This window comes from Lentilactobacillus kosonis (assembly GCF_003864335.1).
Classification (GTDB): Bacteria; Bacillota; Bacilli; order Lactobacillales; family Lactobacillaceae; genus Lentilactobacillus; species Lentilactobacillus kosonis.
Window position 1 is genome coordinate 115,480 of the sequence record NZ_BEXA01000004.1, and the last position, 17,438, is coordinate 132,917.

Annotated in this window: 17 protein-coding genes and 4 pseudogenes; 11 read left to right on the forward strand and 10 right to left on the reverse strand. The window is 36.5% G+C overall.

The annotated features are described in order from the left end of the window. Positions 1–169: 169 nt before the first annotated feature. Positions 170–496: a hypothetical protein gene (locus NBRC111893_RS08125; protein ID WP_125008659.1), complete on the reverse strand. Its 327-nt coding sequence runs from the start codon at positions 494–496 to the stop codon at positions 170–172. A 413-nt stretch (positions 497–909) separates the two neighbouring features. Between NBRC111893_RS08125 and NBRC111893_RS10695 the strand changes: the two genes are divergently transcribed. Then, positions 910–1,086: a hypothetical protein gene (locus NBRC111893_RS10695; RefSeq protein WP_160114467.1), complete on the forward strand. Its 177-nt coding sequence runs from the start codon at positions 910–912 to the stop codon at positions 1,084–1,086. Positions 1,087–1,338: 252 nt separating this feature from the next. Here NBRC111893_RS10695 and NBRC111893_RS08130 read toward each other — a convergent pair whose 3' ends face one another. The 5 genes and pseudogenes from NBRC111893_RS08130 to NBRC111893_RS08150 form a co-directional block, all read right to left on the reverse strand. Beyond that, positions 1,339–2,490: an ArgE/DapE family deacylase gene (locus NBRC111893_RS08130; RefSeq protein WP_125008660.1), complete on the reverse strand. Its 1,152-nt coding sequence runs from the start codon at positions 2,488–2,490 to the stop codon at positions 1,339–1,341. Between the two features lie 25 nt (positions 2,491–2,515). Next, the gene (locus tag NBRC111893_RS08135; RefSeq protein WP_191984841.1) at positions 2,516–3,214 is read right to left on the reverse strand and encodes a methionine ABC transporter permease; all 699 of its coding nucleotides are present in this window, start codon (positions 3,212–3,214) and stop codon (positions 2,516–2,518) included. Then, complete coding sequence (locus NBRC111893_RS08140) at positions 3,177–4,301, reverse strand: methionine ABC transporter ATP-binding protein (RefSeq protein ID WP_125008661.1); 1,125 nt, start codon at positions 4,299–4,301, stop codon at positions 3,177–3,179. The genes NBRC111893_RS08135 and NBRC111893_RS08140 overlap by 38 nt, the downstream gene beginning before the upstream one ends. Before the next feature lie 31 nt (positions 4,302–4,332). Further along, a complete protein-coding gene (locus tag NBRC111893_RS08145; RefSeq protein WP_125008662.1) occupies positions 4,333–5,181 on the reverse strand; it encodes a MetQ/NlpA family ABC transporter substrate-binding protein in 849 nt (282 codons plus the stop codon). A gap of 23 nt (positions 5,182–5,204) precedes the next feature. Further along, positions 5,205–6,385, reverse strand: a pseudogene (locus NBRC111893_RS08150) (pyridoxal phosphate-dependent aminotransferase). Between the two features lie 465 nt (positions 6,386–6,850). Between NBRC111893_RS08150 and NBRC111893_RS08155 the strand changes: the two are divergent. After that, positions 6,851–7,909 carry a baeRF6 domain-containing protein gene (locus tag NBRC111893_RS08155; protein ID WP_125008663.1) on the forward strand — a complete coding sequence of 353 codons (1,059 nt, stop codon included), beginning with the start codon at positions 6,851–6,853 and terminating at the stop codon, positions 7,907–7,909. A 57-nt stretch (positions 7,910–7,966) separates the two neighbouring features. Here NBRC111893_RS08155 and NBRC111893_RS08160 read toward each other — a convergent pair whose 3' ends face one another. Then, positions 7,967–8,434: a hypothetical protein gene (locus tag NBRC111893_RS08160; RefSeq protein ID WP_125008664.1), complete on the reverse strand. Its 468-nt coding sequence runs from the start codon at positions 8,432–8,434 to the stop codon at positions 7,967–7,969. Positions 8,435–8,559: 125 nt separating this feature from the next. Between NBRC111893_RS08160 and NBRC111893_RS08165 the strand changes: the two genes are divergently transcribed. The 4 genes from NBRC111893_RS08165 to NBRC111893_RS08180 all read left to right on the forward strand — a co-directional run bounded on the left by NBRC111893_RS08165 (position 8,560) and on the right by NBRC111893_RS08180 (position 11,776). Next, positions 8,560–9,291, forward strand: coding sequence for a hypothetical protein (locus NBRC111893_RS08165; protein WP_125008665.1), 732 nt, complete (start codon positions 8,560–8,562; stop codon positions 9,289–9,291). A 250-nt stretch (positions 9,292–9,541) separates the two neighbouring features. Continuing rightward, the gene (locus tag NBRC111893_RS08170) at positions 9,542–9,862 is read left to right on the forward strand and encodes a DMT family transporter (RefSeq protein WP_125008666.1); all 321 of its coding nucleotides are present in this window, start codon (positions 9,542–9,544) and stop codon (positions 9,860–9,862) included. 41 nt (positions 9,863–9,903) lie between these two features. Continuing rightward, positions 9,904–10,371 carry a GNAT family N-acetyltransferase gene (locus NBRC111893_RS08175; protein ID WP_225417694.1) on the forward strand — a complete coding sequence of 156 codons (468 nt, stop codon included), beginning with the start codon at positions 9,904–9,906 and terminating at the stop codon, positions 10,369–10,371. A 151-nt stretch (positions 10,372–10,522) separates the two neighbouring features. Next, positions 10,523–11,776 (forward strand): MFS transporter, encoded by a 1,254-nt coding sequence (locus tag NBRC111893_RS08180; protein ID WP_125008667.1) that lies wholly within the window; start codon positions 10,523–10,525, stop codon positions 11,774–11,776. Between the two features lie 45 nt (positions 11,777–11,821). Here NBRC111893_RS08180 and NBRC111893_RS11430 read toward each other — a convergent pair whose 3' ends face one another. The 3 genes from NBRC111893_RS11430 to NBRC111893_RS11440 are packed head-to-tail and all read right to left on the reverse strand — an operon-like array spanning position 11,822 to position 13,205. Beyond that, positions 11,822–12,571: a L,D-transpeptidase family protein gene (locus NBRC111893_RS11430; protein WP_230402962.1), complete on the reverse strand. Its 750-nt coding sequence runs from the start codon at positions 12,569–12,571 to the stop codon at positions 11,822–11,824. A gap of 59 nt (positions 12,572–12,630) precedes the next feature. Next, the gene (locus tag NBRC111893_RS11435; RefSeq protein ID WP_225417696.1) at positions 12,631–12,828 is read right to left on the reverse strand and encodes a hypothetical protein; all 198 of its coding nucleotides are present in this window, start codon (positions 12,826–12,828) and stop codon (positions 12,631–12,633) included. A gap of 8 nt (positions 12,829–12,836) precedes the next feature. After that, positions 12,837–13,205 (reverse strand): hypothetical protein, encoded by a 369-nt coding sequence (locus NBRC111893_RS11440; RefSeq protein WP_225417698.1) that lies wholly within the window; start codon positions 13,203–13,205, stop codon positions 12,837–12,839. 220 nt (positions 13,206–13,425) lie between these two features. On the opposite strand from NBRC111893_RS11440, the gene NBRC111893_RS12195 reads away from it, so the two are divergent. From NBRC111893_RS12195 to NBRC111893_RS08205, 5 genes and pseudogenes are all read left to right on the forward strand, one after another. After that, positions 13,426–13,620: a GNAT family N-acetyltransferase gene (locus NBRC111893_RS12195; protein ID WP_369689726.1), complete on the forward strand. Its 195-nt coding sequence runs from the start codon at positions 13,426–13,428 to the stop codon at positions 13,618–13,620. Positions 13,621–13,628: 8 nt separating this feature from the next. After that, positions 13,629–13,796 (forward strand): GNAT family N-acetyltransferase, encoded by a 168-nt coding sequence (locus NBRC111893_RS12200; RefSeq protein ID WP_369689730.1) that lies wholly within the window; start codon positions 13,629–13,631, stop codon positions 13,794–13,796. 216 nt (positions 13,797–14,012) lie between these two features. Beyond that, positions 14,013–14,797, forward strand: a pseudogene (locus tag NBRC111893_RS08195) (transporter substrate-binding domain-containing protein); the annotation flags it as partial. Positions 14,798–14,800: 3 nt separating this feature from the next. Next, positions 14,801–16,157: pseudogene (locus NBRC111893_RS08200) on the forward strand (amino acid ABC transporter substrate-binding protein/permease); the annotation flags it as partial. Between the two features lie 5 nt (positions 16,158–16,162). Further along, positions 16,163–16,921 (forward strand): annotated as a pseudogene (locus NBRC111893_RS08205) (amino acid ABC transporter ATP-binding protein). Positions 16,922–17,438 lie beyond the last annotated feature (517 nt).

Consider the following 17,438-nt stretch of genomic DNA (forward strand, 5'->3'; position numbering starts at 1 on the left):
GGATAATATTAGAACAAGCGCGAATATTATTCCGATGGTAATTAATATGCCTTTGAATACTCTTTTCATATTTACTTCTCCATTCTAAAGTTCATCTTTGTCCGCTAAGGCGTCATAGTTGGCTCCGCAATCTAAACTTGCTTTCTTTCCATATTACCTTCCTGATAATTTACACTTCATCAGGTTGTTCATATGCAATATATTTTCCATTATGTTTTTTTAAAGTAAACATCGTCACTGTGAAGCTACCATCTGATGACAAATATCTTTCAGATATACTATATATAGTTTTGTGAAAGGCCTCGCTCTCATCCTTGTCATAATAAGGAGCAGACTTCGATGCAATTAGGGGATGATAATCTTCAAATATTCTCACCTTTACGGCTCCACTTGGAGACATTGATAACAGACGTAAAGTAACCATTAAAATAATGTAAAAAACTGCTAATATTCCTAAAACAATAACGATATAACGCCATAATCTATGAGTTTTCATTAATACTCTCCTCGAAATATATCAGTAACCATTGTAATTTCATTCGATATGCTTAGCTTGCAATCCAATATGAATTAATCAAAAAAACTGCGACGGTTGATAATACGATTTCAGCTCTTTGTGAATAAACAACTTTTAAAATCGCATGTATCCAGTTTGAGAAGAAATTCCCATAAGATCTGTATCTAATATTATCCATAAATTCATCTGATATTAACGCCACAAGCTTAAATATTATCAGCACAAAGTATAAGGTTACCAACGAGTTTACTGCTTGCATTATTGCGGACATAACATTATTAAAATTTGGGACCGAGAATAAAATAATATATAACAACACTGAAAAATTGAAAATCATTATCACGCCACTTGATAAAAATATCCATATTGATGAAATAATGTAAGTTGGAATTATGGATACCAAAATTGATGGAACCAAAATAATCGTAACCAACTTTAAAGCTTTTCCCAGTCCACCAATAGAAGTTGGAAAGCTTGTATCACTGGTGATGACACCGCCATTTTCTGAGAAAAATTTGCTACCTCCAGAAAATTTAAAAGGTGCAAAAAATGGCTACTACCAAAACTAAAAATAACCAAAACTTTGACAAATTTATTAGTTGAAAAAAGTCCTTTAACGTAGGTTTTCATTATCAGTTTTCCACCTCTTGTACAAATATTAGCTTTTGTTTTTCTTATGCTATCATTTAATTTTATTATAGATCAGTTTGCACAAAGTACAATGCTTACCCTCTATGTCACAAGACAAGTTATCAAAACCTTTATAAATGAATAAAAAGCTTCATAAAATAAGTCCCGCTCATATACTCAATGAGCGGGACTTATTGTTTATGCAAATATTTTTTAGCAATCTCTTCGTAAGTATTAATGGTTTCAAAGAAACTTGTTAGCGTGGTAAATTCATCAACTTGATGGGCCTTATCCCAAGCGTCTGGTCCTAAAATGACAACCGGCATATCGGAATTAGATTGAATGAATACGCTCGCGTCAGTTGCCCCATTAATAATGGATAACTTTGACTTTCGGTCAACATAATCTAATTCAGCAGTTTCTACAACTAACTTGATAAATTCGTTATTCGGATTAGTCTCAACCGGATAAAAATTATGAATTAACGAAAACTCCAATTGATAATCCGTCGTCTCATTAATTTCAGCAATTACCTGCTGGATTCGATCAATTACCTGATTATTTGGAAACTTCAATGTTGGCCGAATATTCCCATAAATCTCAGCGTATTCAGGGATGATGTTAACCTGGTCGCCGCCTTTAATTAAAGTAACACTATGCTTAACCGGCCCTAAATATTCGTCTTGTTTAATATCATCAAATAACGAGGCTTCTCGGTTAATGTATTTAACGATGCCATTAATCGCGTTGATTCCCTGTTCTGGAGTCGAGCTGTGGACAGCTTTTCCATAACTCTTAATTTGATAATTTAGACTTCCCGAATGAGCAAAGATTACTTCACCCCCAGTTGGTTCACCAACCACCATCGCAGAAATATCTTTAGCAATTCCCTGTTCATTTAACCGATTAGCCCCAGGAGTACCATATTCTTCTCCAGCAGTTGCAATAAACCGGAGTTTCCCGGTAATCGGAATATGATGTTCGGTCAATTCAATTAATGCAATGATTTGAGCGGCTAACCCACTTTTCATATCAGCGGTGCCTCGACCATATGCCTGATCACCGACCAATGTGAATTTTAATGGCTCATGGGTCCACTTAGTCTCATCACCTAAGGCTACTGTGTCTTGATGTCCTTCAAATGCTAAGACCCGCTTATCTGTGCCATCCCCGATTTCTGCAACCAAGTTAGCTCGATTATCACCAAACTCATCAATTTCACTACCAATTCCATGCTCGGCCAACTTCTCTGAAATGTATTTAGAAATGGATAATTCGTTACCATTAACCGAATTTATTTCAACCAAGTGCCTTAAGATATCAATTTTTTCTGCTTGTTCCACCTAAATTATCTCCAATCAACCATCCTTAACGACTTTGATGATCCAGCTTTTTCGCAAGAAAATCACCAACTAATTGGACAACCAATACAAATAGTAATACTAGTAAGGTCGCTATCCATGTGACATCATTTGAGAATCGATTATAGCCATAAGCAATCGCAGTATTACCTAATCCACCAGCTCCGATTGCTCCAGCCATGGCTGTTAAGCCAATCAAACTAATCAAAGTTACTGTAGTTACCCGTACTAATTCTGAACGAGCTTCTTGCAAATAAACATCGACGACTAAGTCCCAAAAGCTTGCCCCCACTGACTGAGCAGCTTCAATTTTACCGTGGTCAACTCCTGACAACGCAACTTGCACCTGGCGAGCGTAAAAAGGAAATACCCCAAGCGATAATGGTACCAACGCTGCAGTCGTACCAATTTGCGTGCCGACGATTTTTTGAGTAACTGGCGCGATAAAGGCAAGTAAAATAATGAATGGAATCGCTCTAAAAATCGAAACAATTTTGTCAAAGACGTTAAACCAGAAACGGTTAGCTTTGATTCCATGTTCGTCTGTCAAGACCAAGCCAATTCCAAAAATTAGTCCTAGAATGCCACCGAAAATTGCTGACCAGAACGTCATAAACAACGTTTGGCCAATTGAAGTCAGCCAGCCATCATCCCCGGACCAACCTAGACTAACTACGTTTGGTAATACACTTGTAATCCAATCCATTATTTTCACTTCCTTCAGCTAATGAAATCTCAGTTGCTTGAACGCCAGCAGTATGCAAATACTCAACGGCCTTTTGACGACTTTCGTCATCACCAGTCACAACTACGTATAATGTACCAACTGGCGTATCTCTTAATAACTCAACGTTTCCATAAATGATACTAGTTTGAACACCAAACTTAGCGTATAACTGTGTCACGATTGGGTCACCGGTTGAATTACCCTCGTAGGTTAATTTCAATACTGTCGTATTTGCGGCGTCAGATCCTTGAGACTGTCTCAAAATAGATAATGCATCCTGAGAATTCTGTTCAGTTCCAACTAATTCTTTAGTAAGGGCTGATTGTGAGTTAGTAAAAATGTCTAGTAGACTACCCCGTTCAATAATTTGTCCCGCACTCATTACGGCTACCTTATTAGCAACCTTTTTAACGGCATCCATTTCATGGGTAATTAACACTATTGTTAAACCCAGTTCTTTATTCAATTTAGCCAGCAAATCCAAAATTTGTGTTGTATTCTTAGGATCCAAAGCAGAAGTAGCTTCATCAGAAATTAAAATATCCGGTTTGTTAGCCAAAGCTCGTGCAATAGCAACCCGTTGCTGTTGACCACCAGATAATTCAGTTGGGTATGCGTCGCCACGTTCCCCTAAGTCAACCAAATCTAACAATTCCTGGGCTCGATCAGTAATTTCTTTTTCTTTTAGATGGCTATGACGAAGTGCAAACTTAACGTTTTCAATAACTGTCCGTTCTTCCAACAAGTTAAAGTGTTGAAAAATCATCCCGATACCTCGGCGTTCTTCCCGTAATTCTTTAGTACTTAACATGGTTGCTTGTTTGCCATCTTGTTTTGAGAAAATAATTTTCCCGTTAATTTCAATAGTTCCATTTGTTGGAATCTGAAGTAAGTTAATTACCCTTACCAAAGTTGACTTTCCCGCACCGGAATAACCAACGACTCCATAGATATCCCCCTTCTCAACCTCTAAAGAAACATCCTTGACCGCTTTAATCTGGTCAGGTTCTTTTCCTTTATCGAAGAAAACATCGATATTATCTAATTTAATTACTGTCTCACTCATGAACTCACCTCAAACTACTTTCTAACCAATATTATTTAGTAACATCTAAATCCCAAGCAGGAATTTCTGAACTACCATATTCTTTTTGAATTTCTTTCTTAACTTCTGGGGTTTGGTAAGCTTTAACAACATCTTTGTAGATTTGCTTGTTTCGGTTAGATTTTTTAGCGGCAATAATATTGATCCATCTCTTAGAATCTTTGTTAATAGGTTCAACGTAGATGGCACTCTTATAATTCAATCCTGCTGATTGAGCGAAGTTAGTATTAATCACTGCTGCGTCAACATCTGAAAGTGATCTAGCAACTTGACTGGCATCCAATTCTTTAATCTTAATATTCTTAGGATTTTTAGCAATTGAACTTAAAGTTGCTTGAGTTGTACCGGGTTTTAACGTAATCAAACCAGCATTTTTCAAGACAAATAATGAACGTGATTCATTAGTTGCATCATTGGGAACAGCAATAGTTGCGCCATTCTTAAGATCTTTAATATTCTTTACCTTTTGTGAATACACGCGAATTGGGGTAATAAAGGTCTTACCAATTGACACCACTTTATTACCATTACTTTTATTCCAATCATTCAAGAAATCATAATGTTGGAAAGAGTTCAAATCAATGTTGTCATTAACTAAGGCCTTATTAGGTTGGTTATAATCAGTAAATTTTTTGAACTTCAAAGTGATTTTGTACTTATCTTTAGCAACATCTGCAACCTTATCCCAAATGGCATCATCTTGCTTAGTACCAGACATAACTCCAATGGTCACAGTCTTCGCATTGTTACTTTCACTCCGACCGAAACTTAAATATCCAATTCCTAAAATAACAATAATGACAATTGCCCAAATGGCGATATTTCTTCCTCTACGACTCATCTTAAATTCCTCATTTCTATTTTTTAAATAAATTTTAGTTTTGCGATTCGTTCACACGCTTCAGTGTACCTGGGTTCATCAATCAATAATCCGACCCGGACATAACCTTCACCATTCTTACCAAAACCATTTCCTGGCGCTACCGCAACCGCGGCTTTGTCTAGTAGCAGATCAGCGAAGCTTTCACTGGTGTAGCCGTCGGGAACCGGCATCCAAGCATAAAAAGTGCCTTCGGAATGGTATGGTTCCCACCCAATCGCTCTAGCCGCTTTGAAAAATTGGTCTCGCCGTTGTTCATACCGCGCTACCAACTTGGTGACACTTGCCTGTCTGTCATTCAAAGCAACTGCCGCGGCATCCTGGATTGCTGGGAAAACACTAACGAATAAATGATCTTGAATTAAATTAATGGCTTCAATAATATCTGGATTTCCAACAGCAAATCCGACTCGCCAACCAGCCATGTTATAAGTCTTTGAAAATGTGTAGGTTTCAATCCCAACATCCTTAGCCCCAGGTGTTTGCAGAAAACTAATTGGTCGATTACCATCGAACCCAATTGCTCCGTAAGCAAAATCCTGAACTACAGACACATCGTTCTGTTTTGCAAATGCTACAACGTCTTTATAGAAATCTGGAGTAGCAATCGCTCCGGTGGGATTATTTGGATAGTTAAGATACATCAAATTACGCTTATCATGATTAATTTTAATCGAATTCAAATCGGGCAAATAGCCATTCTCTGCATCGATGGGAAAAAGATTTAGCTTAGCATTTGCTAATGGAACCCCTGATAAGTAATCTGGATACCCTGGATCTGGTAACCAAACGTTGTCGCCAGGATTTAATATGGCTAATGGTAATTCAACTAATGCCGTCTTTGAACCACCGATAATTGCTACTTCTGTTTTGGGGTCTAGTTGCACCCTGTATTCTCGTTGATAAAAATCAGCAGCTGCCTGTTTCAACTCATCTTTACCACGAAAAGGTGAATATTTATGACTATTCGGATCCGCCGTAGCTTTTGCATTGCTTCAACAATATTTTTGGGCGTCGGTTGGTCGGGATTTCCCTGCCCGAGATTGATAACGTCGGCTCCAGAAGCAACTTTTTGGCTTACCTTATTAACTAGATCGGCAAAAAATTGTTTCGGTAAATTATCTAATACTTGCGATTTTTGGATTGTCGTTATGATTCCCCCCATTCCTTAAATTCAAATCATAAAAAAGTCCCTTTAGTTGCAGAACAACTAAAGGAGACGAAATCGTGGTACCACCCTGATTCACAGCTCGATTCACTCAAACTGCCTCAACAGCACAATAATGCTAGGGATGGTAACGGATCCTTCCGTGATTACTGCGTTAACAATAATCCATTTATCAGAGCTCATCTTCGTTTCAAAGTGAACGTTGGTTTACACCTAGGCCAACTCTCTTAAGAACACTTTTGAAACTACTCTTCTCTTCATGACTTGTTTATTGAATTAATTTAAATAATAACATTGATTTTTAATAAATCAAGTTATTTTTAATATTAATCCCACAAACACCCAATAATCTAGTAGTATCGATGACTTAACCACTCTCATAATAAGTCCCAGACTCAAAAGACACCCATTAATAATTTCTTTGTTATAATGAGGTTATAAAAGCTAAAGGAGCGTGACATTATGACAAAAATAATCACATTGAGAAACTTGCCGAAGACACTGACTCCAGATAAAGATGTTATCACCTTGAGCATCAACTTGAACAAATTAAAGTATCAACAAGATGAACGATTACATCTTAAGAGTGCCCTGACAGAGATCAAGAAGTATGCGGATAATAATTCTGAATTAGATTATCCTGAATTAGAAAATCAAATTTCTAATTTGATTGATCAAGATTTGCCTTATCAAGGAGTTACTTTGTTTGTTCAAAGTAACAGTCCTGAATTATTGGCGCTACCAAGAACAACCGTTGATGACATTCATCTAACCATTAGTAAATCACCAGATTTGCTTTCAGTATTACGTGAACAGCCAAATAAGGTATATTATCTATTAGCTTTAGAAGGCTCAACCTTCCGATTATTTAATGTAATCGATCAAACTGTTTCACCAATTAAATTAAGTAAAGAGGCCCCAACTGACCTAGTTGAAACCCTAGGATCAGAAAAACGTGGTGGCGAAATAAACTTTAGTGGCCAAGGCGGTTCAACTACTTATCACGGTCATAACGAAACTAGTAAAGAAAAACAAATTGATTTGGAACGTTACTACCGTGAAATCAACAAGTATCTTAACCAGACCATTGATTTAAAAACTCCGGTGATTTTAATGGGCTTGCCTAAAAACATTGCCCTCTTCAAGAAGATTGCTGATAAGCTGACAATTTCTGACATTAAAATTAGTAAAGCACCAACTGATTTAACTGATCCCCAAGTTGAAAAAGTTGCTCAAACTGAAATTAGTAATCAAGAAATTGAACTAGCAAACCAAAATATCTCTGAACTCAGCAATAAGCGAGTGTTAACTGACACCGCTGAAATTAATGAAGCAATCGACACTAACCAGTTGAATCGACTTATTGTTAATGTTGGTAACTTAACGGACGAGGTTGATCCTCATTTATATAACGATATTAACCGAATTATCACTCGGGCTCTTAAAATTGACAGCCAGGTAATGGTCTTAAAACAAGAAGAACCTCAATCACCATCCCTAATTGAAGGAACTACTTATTAACACCATTTCTAAAAATAAAGCCATTTCCTAATGAATTAGGGAATGGCTTTATTTTTCTTATCTTTGTAAATCAGCGTTAGTTAATACTTTAACTGACGGTCTTTGGTAATAATAAAACTGGTTAAGTGTTGAATCATATAGGCACTGTTGACCATACACATCAAATGCTCGCCTAACCGTTACAGACTTGCCTGGATTGATCACAACAGCCCTATGTGGTAAGGCCACCGGTGCCATCCGTTTAGGGTAATGACGCCGATAATATCTAATTTTAGAAAACGTAAATTTAATTTGTTTTTTAGTTCCATTCTTAATTTTCATATTGCGATATACGCGAACGTAAACACTTGGTGAATTTTTAGCATCGTAGTGCCAAGCGCCGGAAAACTTGACCTTTTGTCGCTCTTTACTTGAAAGCTGAGCATAATTAACCTGGGGCACCTTTGTGGCAAATATTGGTTCGGCAATAGTTAACATTAACGCTATCGTCATTGTTGAGATAGCAATTGTCTTTAAAATTTTCATGTCAATAGGATACCAAGCTACTATTAGTCAATCAAGGTTTTTAACCAAATCGTAAACCGAATGTTACCATTTATTAAGTTTAGAATTATTGTAAAAAGGCTATAATTATTATTGAGGTGAATTAAATGAAAATCAAACATATATTAGTCATGACCGGAATGATTATCGGAACTTTATTAGCTGGGAGCACATATGCATCTGCTGCTACCCAGTCTACAAAAACTACCCAAGACACCACTCCTGCTGCGACGGTGACAAATCCTTATGCTTACTTCCAAGCTTTAAAGAATGTCACGATTCCCCTACCAGGAAATGAGCAAACCGTAAAAATCAAGAAAGGTACTATTGTTCCTGGATACGTTTTTCAAGATGCATTCAGAAGTCAACTTAGTATTAAATTGAATTTAAGTTCACTCAGTTATCAATCTCGTAAATCTTGGAGTAAAATAACTAACAAAACTAATTGGCAACAAAGCGGGGCCACAGAGCAAGCAACTGCGTTCAAGGCAGTTGCCGCTCCTCAACAAATGTTGATTTCAACTGTGAACAGCTTACCATTGACGGGTATGTTTTACGTTGGAAACAAGGCCAGCGCAAATGGCACAACTAAATTAAAGAGTCGCTTAGTTATCACTACCGATGGTTACGTTGAGCGTTACTATGACACTTATCCTAATATGAGTGTAAAGCCAATGGCTTCAGCTAAAATCAGTAAGGTTGAAACCAAAGGTGCTACTAAGTATCTCTACTATCCTAGCCATATTAAAGGTGTTAAGGACAGTCATGTTGCCAAAACCGGTAAGATGCAATATCGATTGGCAATCAAGAATCTAAAAAATCAACTACCACTAAGGTAACTAATGATGGCGACACGGCAATTGAAACCTATGCAGTTTACTCATTTGGTGGTCAACATTACTTCACATTAACTAAATCAACTATCCTATAATTAGGATAGTTTGACTCTACACCGATTATCAGGTATATTGGTTTGAATTAATTAAATAATTGATGCGCCACCGGGTGCAAACAAAGTCAACACATTACTAAACTTCGTTAGGTCTAAGGAGAAGTTTAGCAATGTGTTTTTTATTGGAGGAATTTCAAATGTCATGGATCAATTTATTAATTGCCGGTTTTTTTGAAGTTTTCTGGGCTACGACTCTAAAATTAAGCCACGGATTCACTAAACTGGGCTTCTCAATTGCAACTCTAATTGGGTTAGCACTTAGCTTTTATTTTTTAGCCAAAGCCACAAAAACAATGCCCATCAGCTTATCCTATCCAATTTGGACAGGAATCGGTGCCGTAGGTTCAATCCTAGTAGGCGTATTTTTATTCAAAGATAACTTATCAATTACTACCTGGATATTTGTTATTATGTTAATTGTTGGAATTATTGGAATTAAGGTCACAAGCGGACATTAATGATATAATGACAATATCATTTTTTAAAGGAGAAGCAAAAAATGGCACTAAGCGTCAAAAGGTGTAATCTTAACGACCTCGATCAATTGACCGAAATCGCTATTGAGACCTTTGTCGATACCTTTTTACCCAATAATCGGCAAAAAGACATCGATCAGTATGTAATGAATGCGTTTAATAGTTCTAAAATTACTGATGAAATGCACAATCCTGAATCTTCATTTTACTTCGTATTTTATGACCATGAGCTTGCTGGTTATTTAAAGATCAATTTGGGTACTGCTCAAACTGAAGAAATGGGTCCCGATTACTTAGAGGTTCAAAGAATTTACGTCCGCAAGAAATTTCAAGGTATGGGGATTGGTAATGTACTAATGGAGCGAGCAGTTAAACTTGCTCAACATAATAAGAAGAAAAAAATTTGGCTTGGGGTTTGGGAGAAAAATGTTGCTGCGCAAATTTTTATGCTAAATGGAACTTTAAAAAAACCGGTACACACACCTTTTTAATGGGCGGTACCCCAAATAATGACTGGATTATGACAAAAAATTTATAATTAATTGTCGACTTTTCACTATTCAATGAAAAGTCGACTTTTTTATTTAAAATCAATTATTCTTAATCTATAGATTTTCTAACAATAACTATGGGGGATCCATTATGGATAAATCAATTGCAACAACAATTTGGCGGAAAAACATTCTGATATTTCTAACTAGCCAATTTTTGACAGGCGTTACTAGTATGATCGTTCAGTATGCTATCATTTGGTACCTAACTAAAGAGACTGGTTCCGCAACGGTCTTAAGTTTCGCAACACTATTAGGAATGTTACCCATGGCTATCCTTAGTCCTTTTGTGGGACCATTCGTCGACCGATTAAATAAAAAGGCGCTGTTAATTGTTCCGGATATCATTGCCGCACTTTTTGCAGTAATTCTTTCGGTTGCCGGAACCATTAACACTACGTTCCCCCTCTGGCTCGTGTTCATTTCATTATTAGTAAGATCAATTGCCCAAACATTTCAGATGCCGACTGTACAATCAATTCTACCAATGATGGTTCCCAAAAAAGAGTTAACTAAAATCAATGGCCAGCTGGGAATGGTTCAATCTGCTAATATGATTATTGCGCCTGCTTTAGGAGCCTTCTTATTTTCAATTGTGCCTATCAATTATTTAATCTTAATTGATGTATTAGGCGCTGGAATCAGTGTATGTTTATTATCCTTCGTTATTGTCCCATCTAATGAAAAGGCGCAAATTAAGCAATCAATTTTAAGCGATGTTAAATTTGGCCTTAACCGCTTATTTAATAATAAAGGCATCATGTGGCTAACTGTTATTGGCGCTTTCTTTACATTGATGTTGATGCCTGCCGCCAGTCTTTATCCATTAATGACGATGGATTACTTTAAAGGCACTGTATTTCAGGCCGGTATCATTGAAGTAGTTTATTCAGCTGGAATGTTAGTCGGTGGAACAATTATTGGATTATTTGGTAACTGGAAAAATCGGCTGATTCCAATTCTATTATCATACTTAGTCACTGGCATCACTTTCACATGGAGTGGATTGTTACCTGGAAATCAATTTGGATACTGGTCATTTTTAGTACTAAATGCTATTGCCGGCCTAGCCACCCCATTTTTCACGACCTTAGTGATGGCCATGATTCAACAATCATACCCTGCTGATGAACTAGGTCGAGTCTTAGGAATCCTCAATGCTATTTTAAATATTGCTGGTCCGTTAGGATTGATTTTTGCTGGACCCATTGCTGATGCTATCGGTGTTGAGAAAATGTTCATTATCGCTGGCATTGGGACATTAGCATGTGGCCTTGCTAACTTGCTAATCCCCGATGCAAGAAACTACGATGTCCAACTTCAAAAACGTTTGACGAATAAATGAAAAAAGCACCTTGGATTATTACATTCCAAGGTGGCTTTTTTCATATTAATAGTAAATAATTACCTGTTCATTTACGTAAACATTCGCAAACACTTTTCCCATGATGGAAGGTGGATTATTTAAACATCCATGAGAATGATACTTACTTCGATAGCTGGGATTACCATAAACATTTGCTGGCTGCCATGGTGAATCATGTAACCCAACACCATCAGATGTGATTGGCACCCAGTAATTAACTGGTGAAGCATATTTAGATCCGTCGTTATTATTTCCCCTTAAAGTGGCATGGCGTTGCTTATAAAGAACATAGAAGGTTCCTTGTGGAGTCTTATTGCCACCAGTTACCGTTCCAGACATAACTGGAGTCTTAACCTTAACCTTACCATCAACATAAACATACTCCATCAAATTCTTAAGGTCAATCTCTACTCGATTGGAATTAACTTTTGGCTTACCATATCCCAAACCACTAACGTAATTTTTTAAATTAATCATTGAATTAGTCTTATGTTTAAGGTTACTCATAATCTTCTTAGCTAATGCGGCTTGAGTGATTTGCCAGCCGTAGGTGCCACCTTGAACCGTTTTGGTTTCACCTGAATGGACCTTCATCTGATATGATTTTCCAAGCGTATCAACCTTATTGGCAAGTTGATTAATCTTAGTAGTTAATTTAGTAGAGTCAAAATAGTACTTGCCACGTTTAACTTGTGTGATCGTGTCAAGGTAATCACTAGCTTTAAAGTGCCAATTAGTCTTATAAGTTGTTACTGTTACTTGATGTTGAAGCAAAGCATGCAACTTTTGCTTTTGGTTCTGAATAAATTTACCATCAGGATCATCAATCTTAACTATTTTTTAGGAACCGAAATCACTAGGTTATGACCCGCTTGATACTTAAACTGCTTAATCATCCATTTTTGATCTAACTTATTTCCTTGAATACCCTTGGTGACAATCACCTTTCCATTAACAACATTAACCCGAGTATTTTTGGTTAATTTCCGTTTTGCGTTAATTTGTTTAAGTTCAGCCTTAAATTTAGGCAATAGTTTAGTTAATCGTCGCGACTTTCCTGCGCGGAAATAGCAACCTTAGTAGTCATCGCTGGTTTAAAAAACATGCTCATAGAACTTCGTTTATTAAATAAGCTGGTAATTTCAGCATTATTAATGCTGACTTCCGAGTCTTTAACTACTACGTTATTATGCTTTTGATCTGCGGCCGTATTTAATTTTTGGGTAGCTTGACTTATCGTCATCCCAGAAACATCAACTCCGTTAATGCTGGCCATCTTAAAATGGTTTCGATAGTAGCCCCAGACACCAACTCCACCAATAATTGCGACAATTAAGAGACCAATTAAAATAATTTTAAACGGATGTCCATTCATGGACTTAGTGTGCTTACGTCGTCTTTTTTCCAAATTCATATACCTGCCTTATTTCTCCACTGTGCAACGTCTTATTCTAAACAGAAATTAGTATCAATGCCACTAATATTGTTATTTTCGGATATCTTTAATTAAATCTTCAAGTTTAGTATAGTATAGCTAACTAAAAACAATATTAAATACGCGGAGATAAATATGAAACTTATTGTTAAGCAAGGAAAACCAATTCGAGCCGCTGCTAGTTTATGTTAGAATGAGTGTCTTTGTCATTGAAAGAAATATTAATCTAGCAGATGAATTTGATGATAAAGATAATGATTCAATGACCTACGCCGTTATTTTTGATGAAAATATTCCCGTAGCTACTGGGCGATTTGAGACACCAGATAAGCAAACACTACGTATCGGCCGAGTCGCCACTTTAAAAAGTATCGTGGGCAACATCTAGGCGCCAAGATATTAACAGCATTAGAAGATCACGCCAAAACACTTGGGATGACAAATTCCATCATCCATAGTGAATTGACCGCGCAAAAATTCTATGAACGTAATGGATACAATGTCGTTTCTGATATTTTTATTGAGGACGGAGTTAAATGTGTAATCGTCAAAAAAGATTTTTAATTATCTTGTTATTAATCTGAATCATCTTTATTCATGAGTAAGACCACCATGATTCCTAATTTTTAGGGATTTTGGTGGTTTTTGTTAAAAAATAAATTTTTCAACTTTGGTTGTCACACACTAAAATTATAATTTTTCAAATTATATGTACATATTCTTAGAATTCTGATATGCTATCCTATGTTATATTTTATCACATGACATAGGAGGAACATTATGAAACATAAATTTATTAAGTTTTTTAGTTTATTAGCATTGATCGCAGCAATTGGCGTTTTCTTTTCTCGGCCTGCGACCAATGTGCATGCTGAAAAAACTTATGCGATTGGAACGGATGTTACCTATCCACCGTTTGAATTCGCAAATAAGCAAAATAAATACGTCGGTATTGACATAGATATCATGAAGGCAATCGCAAAACGCGAAGGATTCAAGGTAAATATTAAGCCAGTTGGTTTTGATTCTGCTGTTCAATCGTTAGATGCCGGGCAGATTGATGGAGTCATTGCCGGAATGACGATGACTCCTGAAAGGGTTGCTAAATTTGATTTTGGAACTCCATATTATAAAACAGGTGTCATCATGGCTGTCCAAAAAAATAGTAACATAAAAAAGTCTTCGTCAGTTAAAAGGCAAGCGAGTCGCTTTGAAAACCGGTACCGCAGCTGCAGCATATGCGCAAAGCATCCAAAAAAAATATGGATTCAAAACGGTTACTTTTGATGACTCAAATAATATGTATCAAGATGTAACCACTGGTAATTCAGTTGCCTGTTTTGAAGACCAGCCCGTTATGCAATACGCTATTCGACAGGGAATGAAATTAAAGATCGTCACTAAGCCTGCTAATCAAGGCTACTATGGTTTTGCAGTTCAAAAAGGCAAAAACAAGGATTTAGTAAAGAAAATTCAATTCTGGACTAAAAAAGATTAAAACTGACGGTACATACAACAAAATTGTTGGTAAATACCTTGGCCTTGGAAATAACTCAAAAGTTAAGGGTAAGACATTTACAATTGGTACTGATGTTACTTTTCCTCCGTTTGAATTCGCAAATAAGCAGAACCAATATGTTGGAATCGATATGGATTTAATTAGAGCCATCGCCCAAGAACAGGGTTTCAAGGTTAAGATTAAACCAGTAGGCTTCAACGCTGCCGTCCAAGCCCTAGAAGCTAATCAGCTTGATGGTGTTATTGCTGGTATGTCTGTGACTCCCGAACGACAAGCCAAGTTTGACTTCTCAAATCCCTATTTTGATTCTGGAGTTGTTATGGCTGTGAATCCTAAAGGAAGTATAAAAAGTCTAAAAAAATCTTAAAGGAAAAAAAGTAGCTGTTAAAACTGGTACTGCTGGAGCGGATTATGCCAACAGTATTAAGAAAAAATACGGTTTTAAAACCATAACTTTCGATGATTCAAATAACATGTATCAAGATGTATTAACTGGTAATTCAGTCGCTTGTTTCGAAGATTCACCAGTTATGAAATATGCAATTAAACAAGGAACTAAGTTAGACATTGTTACTAAGCCTGCAATGGCCGGAACTTATGGTTTCGCTGTTAACCGTGGTAAAAACCCAGCTTTGCTGAGTGCATTTAATACTGGTTTAAAAGATTTAAAGGCCAGTGGCGCCTATGATGATATCGTTAATAAATATTTAGGAACTAAAAATCATCCAATTAAAGCCAGTGATGATGCATCAAGTCGAACGTTCATGGGTTTGATTAAACAAAATCACGGTCCACTGTTTAGTGGATTGATGCAAACGTTGTGGCTAACGGTCGTTTCCATCTTCTTCGCCACAATTTTCGGAATTATTGTCGGTTTGCTGGGTGTAATTCCAAATAAATTTAGTAATGGTGTCTCAACAACCTTAATCTATATTTTTAGAGGTTTACCATTACTAGTACTAGCCCTTTTCATCTACACCGGTATTCCTAGTTTAACTGGTACCAAGATTCCAGCATTTGTTGCTGGGGTTGTTACCTTAACTTTTAACGAAGGAGCGTACATTGCAGCATTTGTTAAAGGTGGTATTCAAGCTGTCGATTCAGGTCAGATGGAAGCCGCTCGTAGTCTAGGATTGCCGTTTAGTAAATCTATGCGAAAAATTATTTTACCACAAGGAATTCGAATAATGGTTCCATCGTTCATTAATCAGTTTATAATTACCTTAAAGGATACTTCAATTCTATCAATTATCGGCTTATTAGAACTTACTCAAACTGGTAAGATTATTATCGCCCGAAACTTGGAAGGATTTAAGGTCTGGACGATTATTGCACTGATGTACCTAATTATAATTACCCTCTTAACCTGGTTATCTAATTGGGTCCAAAGGAGAACTAAACTATGAGTGAAATGAATAACGATGCAAAATTAAAAGTAACAAATCTAACCAAGAAGTATGGTGATAACTTAGTTTTAAAGGGGATTGATTTAACTGTTAAAACTAACGAAGTTGTTGTTGTTATCGGTCCTTCGGGTTCAGGAAAAGTACTTTTTAAGAACTCTAAACAAACTTGAAGAACCCAGTTCAGGATCAATCATTATTGATAATGTAGATATCGCTAAAAAAGACACTAATATTAACACCGTTCGGGAAAACATTGGCATGGTGTTCCAACACTTTAATCTTTTCAATAATTTAACTGTTGGCGCTAATATCATGTTAGCGCCAGTTGAGTTAAAAAAAGAGACTTCTGCTGAAGCAACAACTCATGCCAAAAGCTCCTTGACCTGGTTGGGCTGGGAGAAAAATTTGATGCAAAGGTTCAATCATTATCCGGTGGCCAACAACAACGGGTAGCTATTGCAAGAGCACTCGCAATGAAACCTGATATCATGTTGTTTGATGAACCAACCTCTGCTCTTGATCCTGAAATGGTTGGCGACGTTCTAGAAGTTATGAAAAATCTTGCTAAACAAGGTATGACAATGATTGTTGTTACACATGAAATGGGTTTTGCAAAGGAGGTTGCTGATCGGGTCGTGTTCGTTGATGATGGTCAAATTCTTGAAGAAGGCACTCCTAACGATCTTTTCAACCACCCCCAGAATCCTCGATTACAAAACTTCTTAGATAAAATTATTAAACGTCTAATAAAAAAGCCGCACTAGTTTTAAAACTAGTGCGCTTTTTTGTACAATTAACAATGAAATCAAAAAGGAGTTTAACATTTCTCCCCCCACTGTAATTATCGAAGCGAATTATTCTTCAATTAGTAACAGTCTCTTTAGTGAGATAGCTACTAAAGCTATACGACAAACTATTTATTAATTTCATAGACAATCGCAATCCCCATTACTTACTGTGATTATCTATTTTAGATGTTGATTTTAGTGAACGTAAATAATCGACTCCTTAATAATCATGTTAAATAGAGTTCATATATCGCTAATGTGGCATATTTTTGGCGACATAATCATAATAACATAGACACTACTCGAATATACTTGCATATCATTCAAGAGTTGCAATCTCAAGAAGCGACTAAAACCGTTGATATGCTTGAGAATTTTATGGGTTAAAAAGTGTCACCAAAAAATGATAACCTATGTGAACGTATGTGACCTTTTTGAAGACAAAATAAAAGGAACGTTGATATATCAACGTTCCTTATTTCACAAAATACTC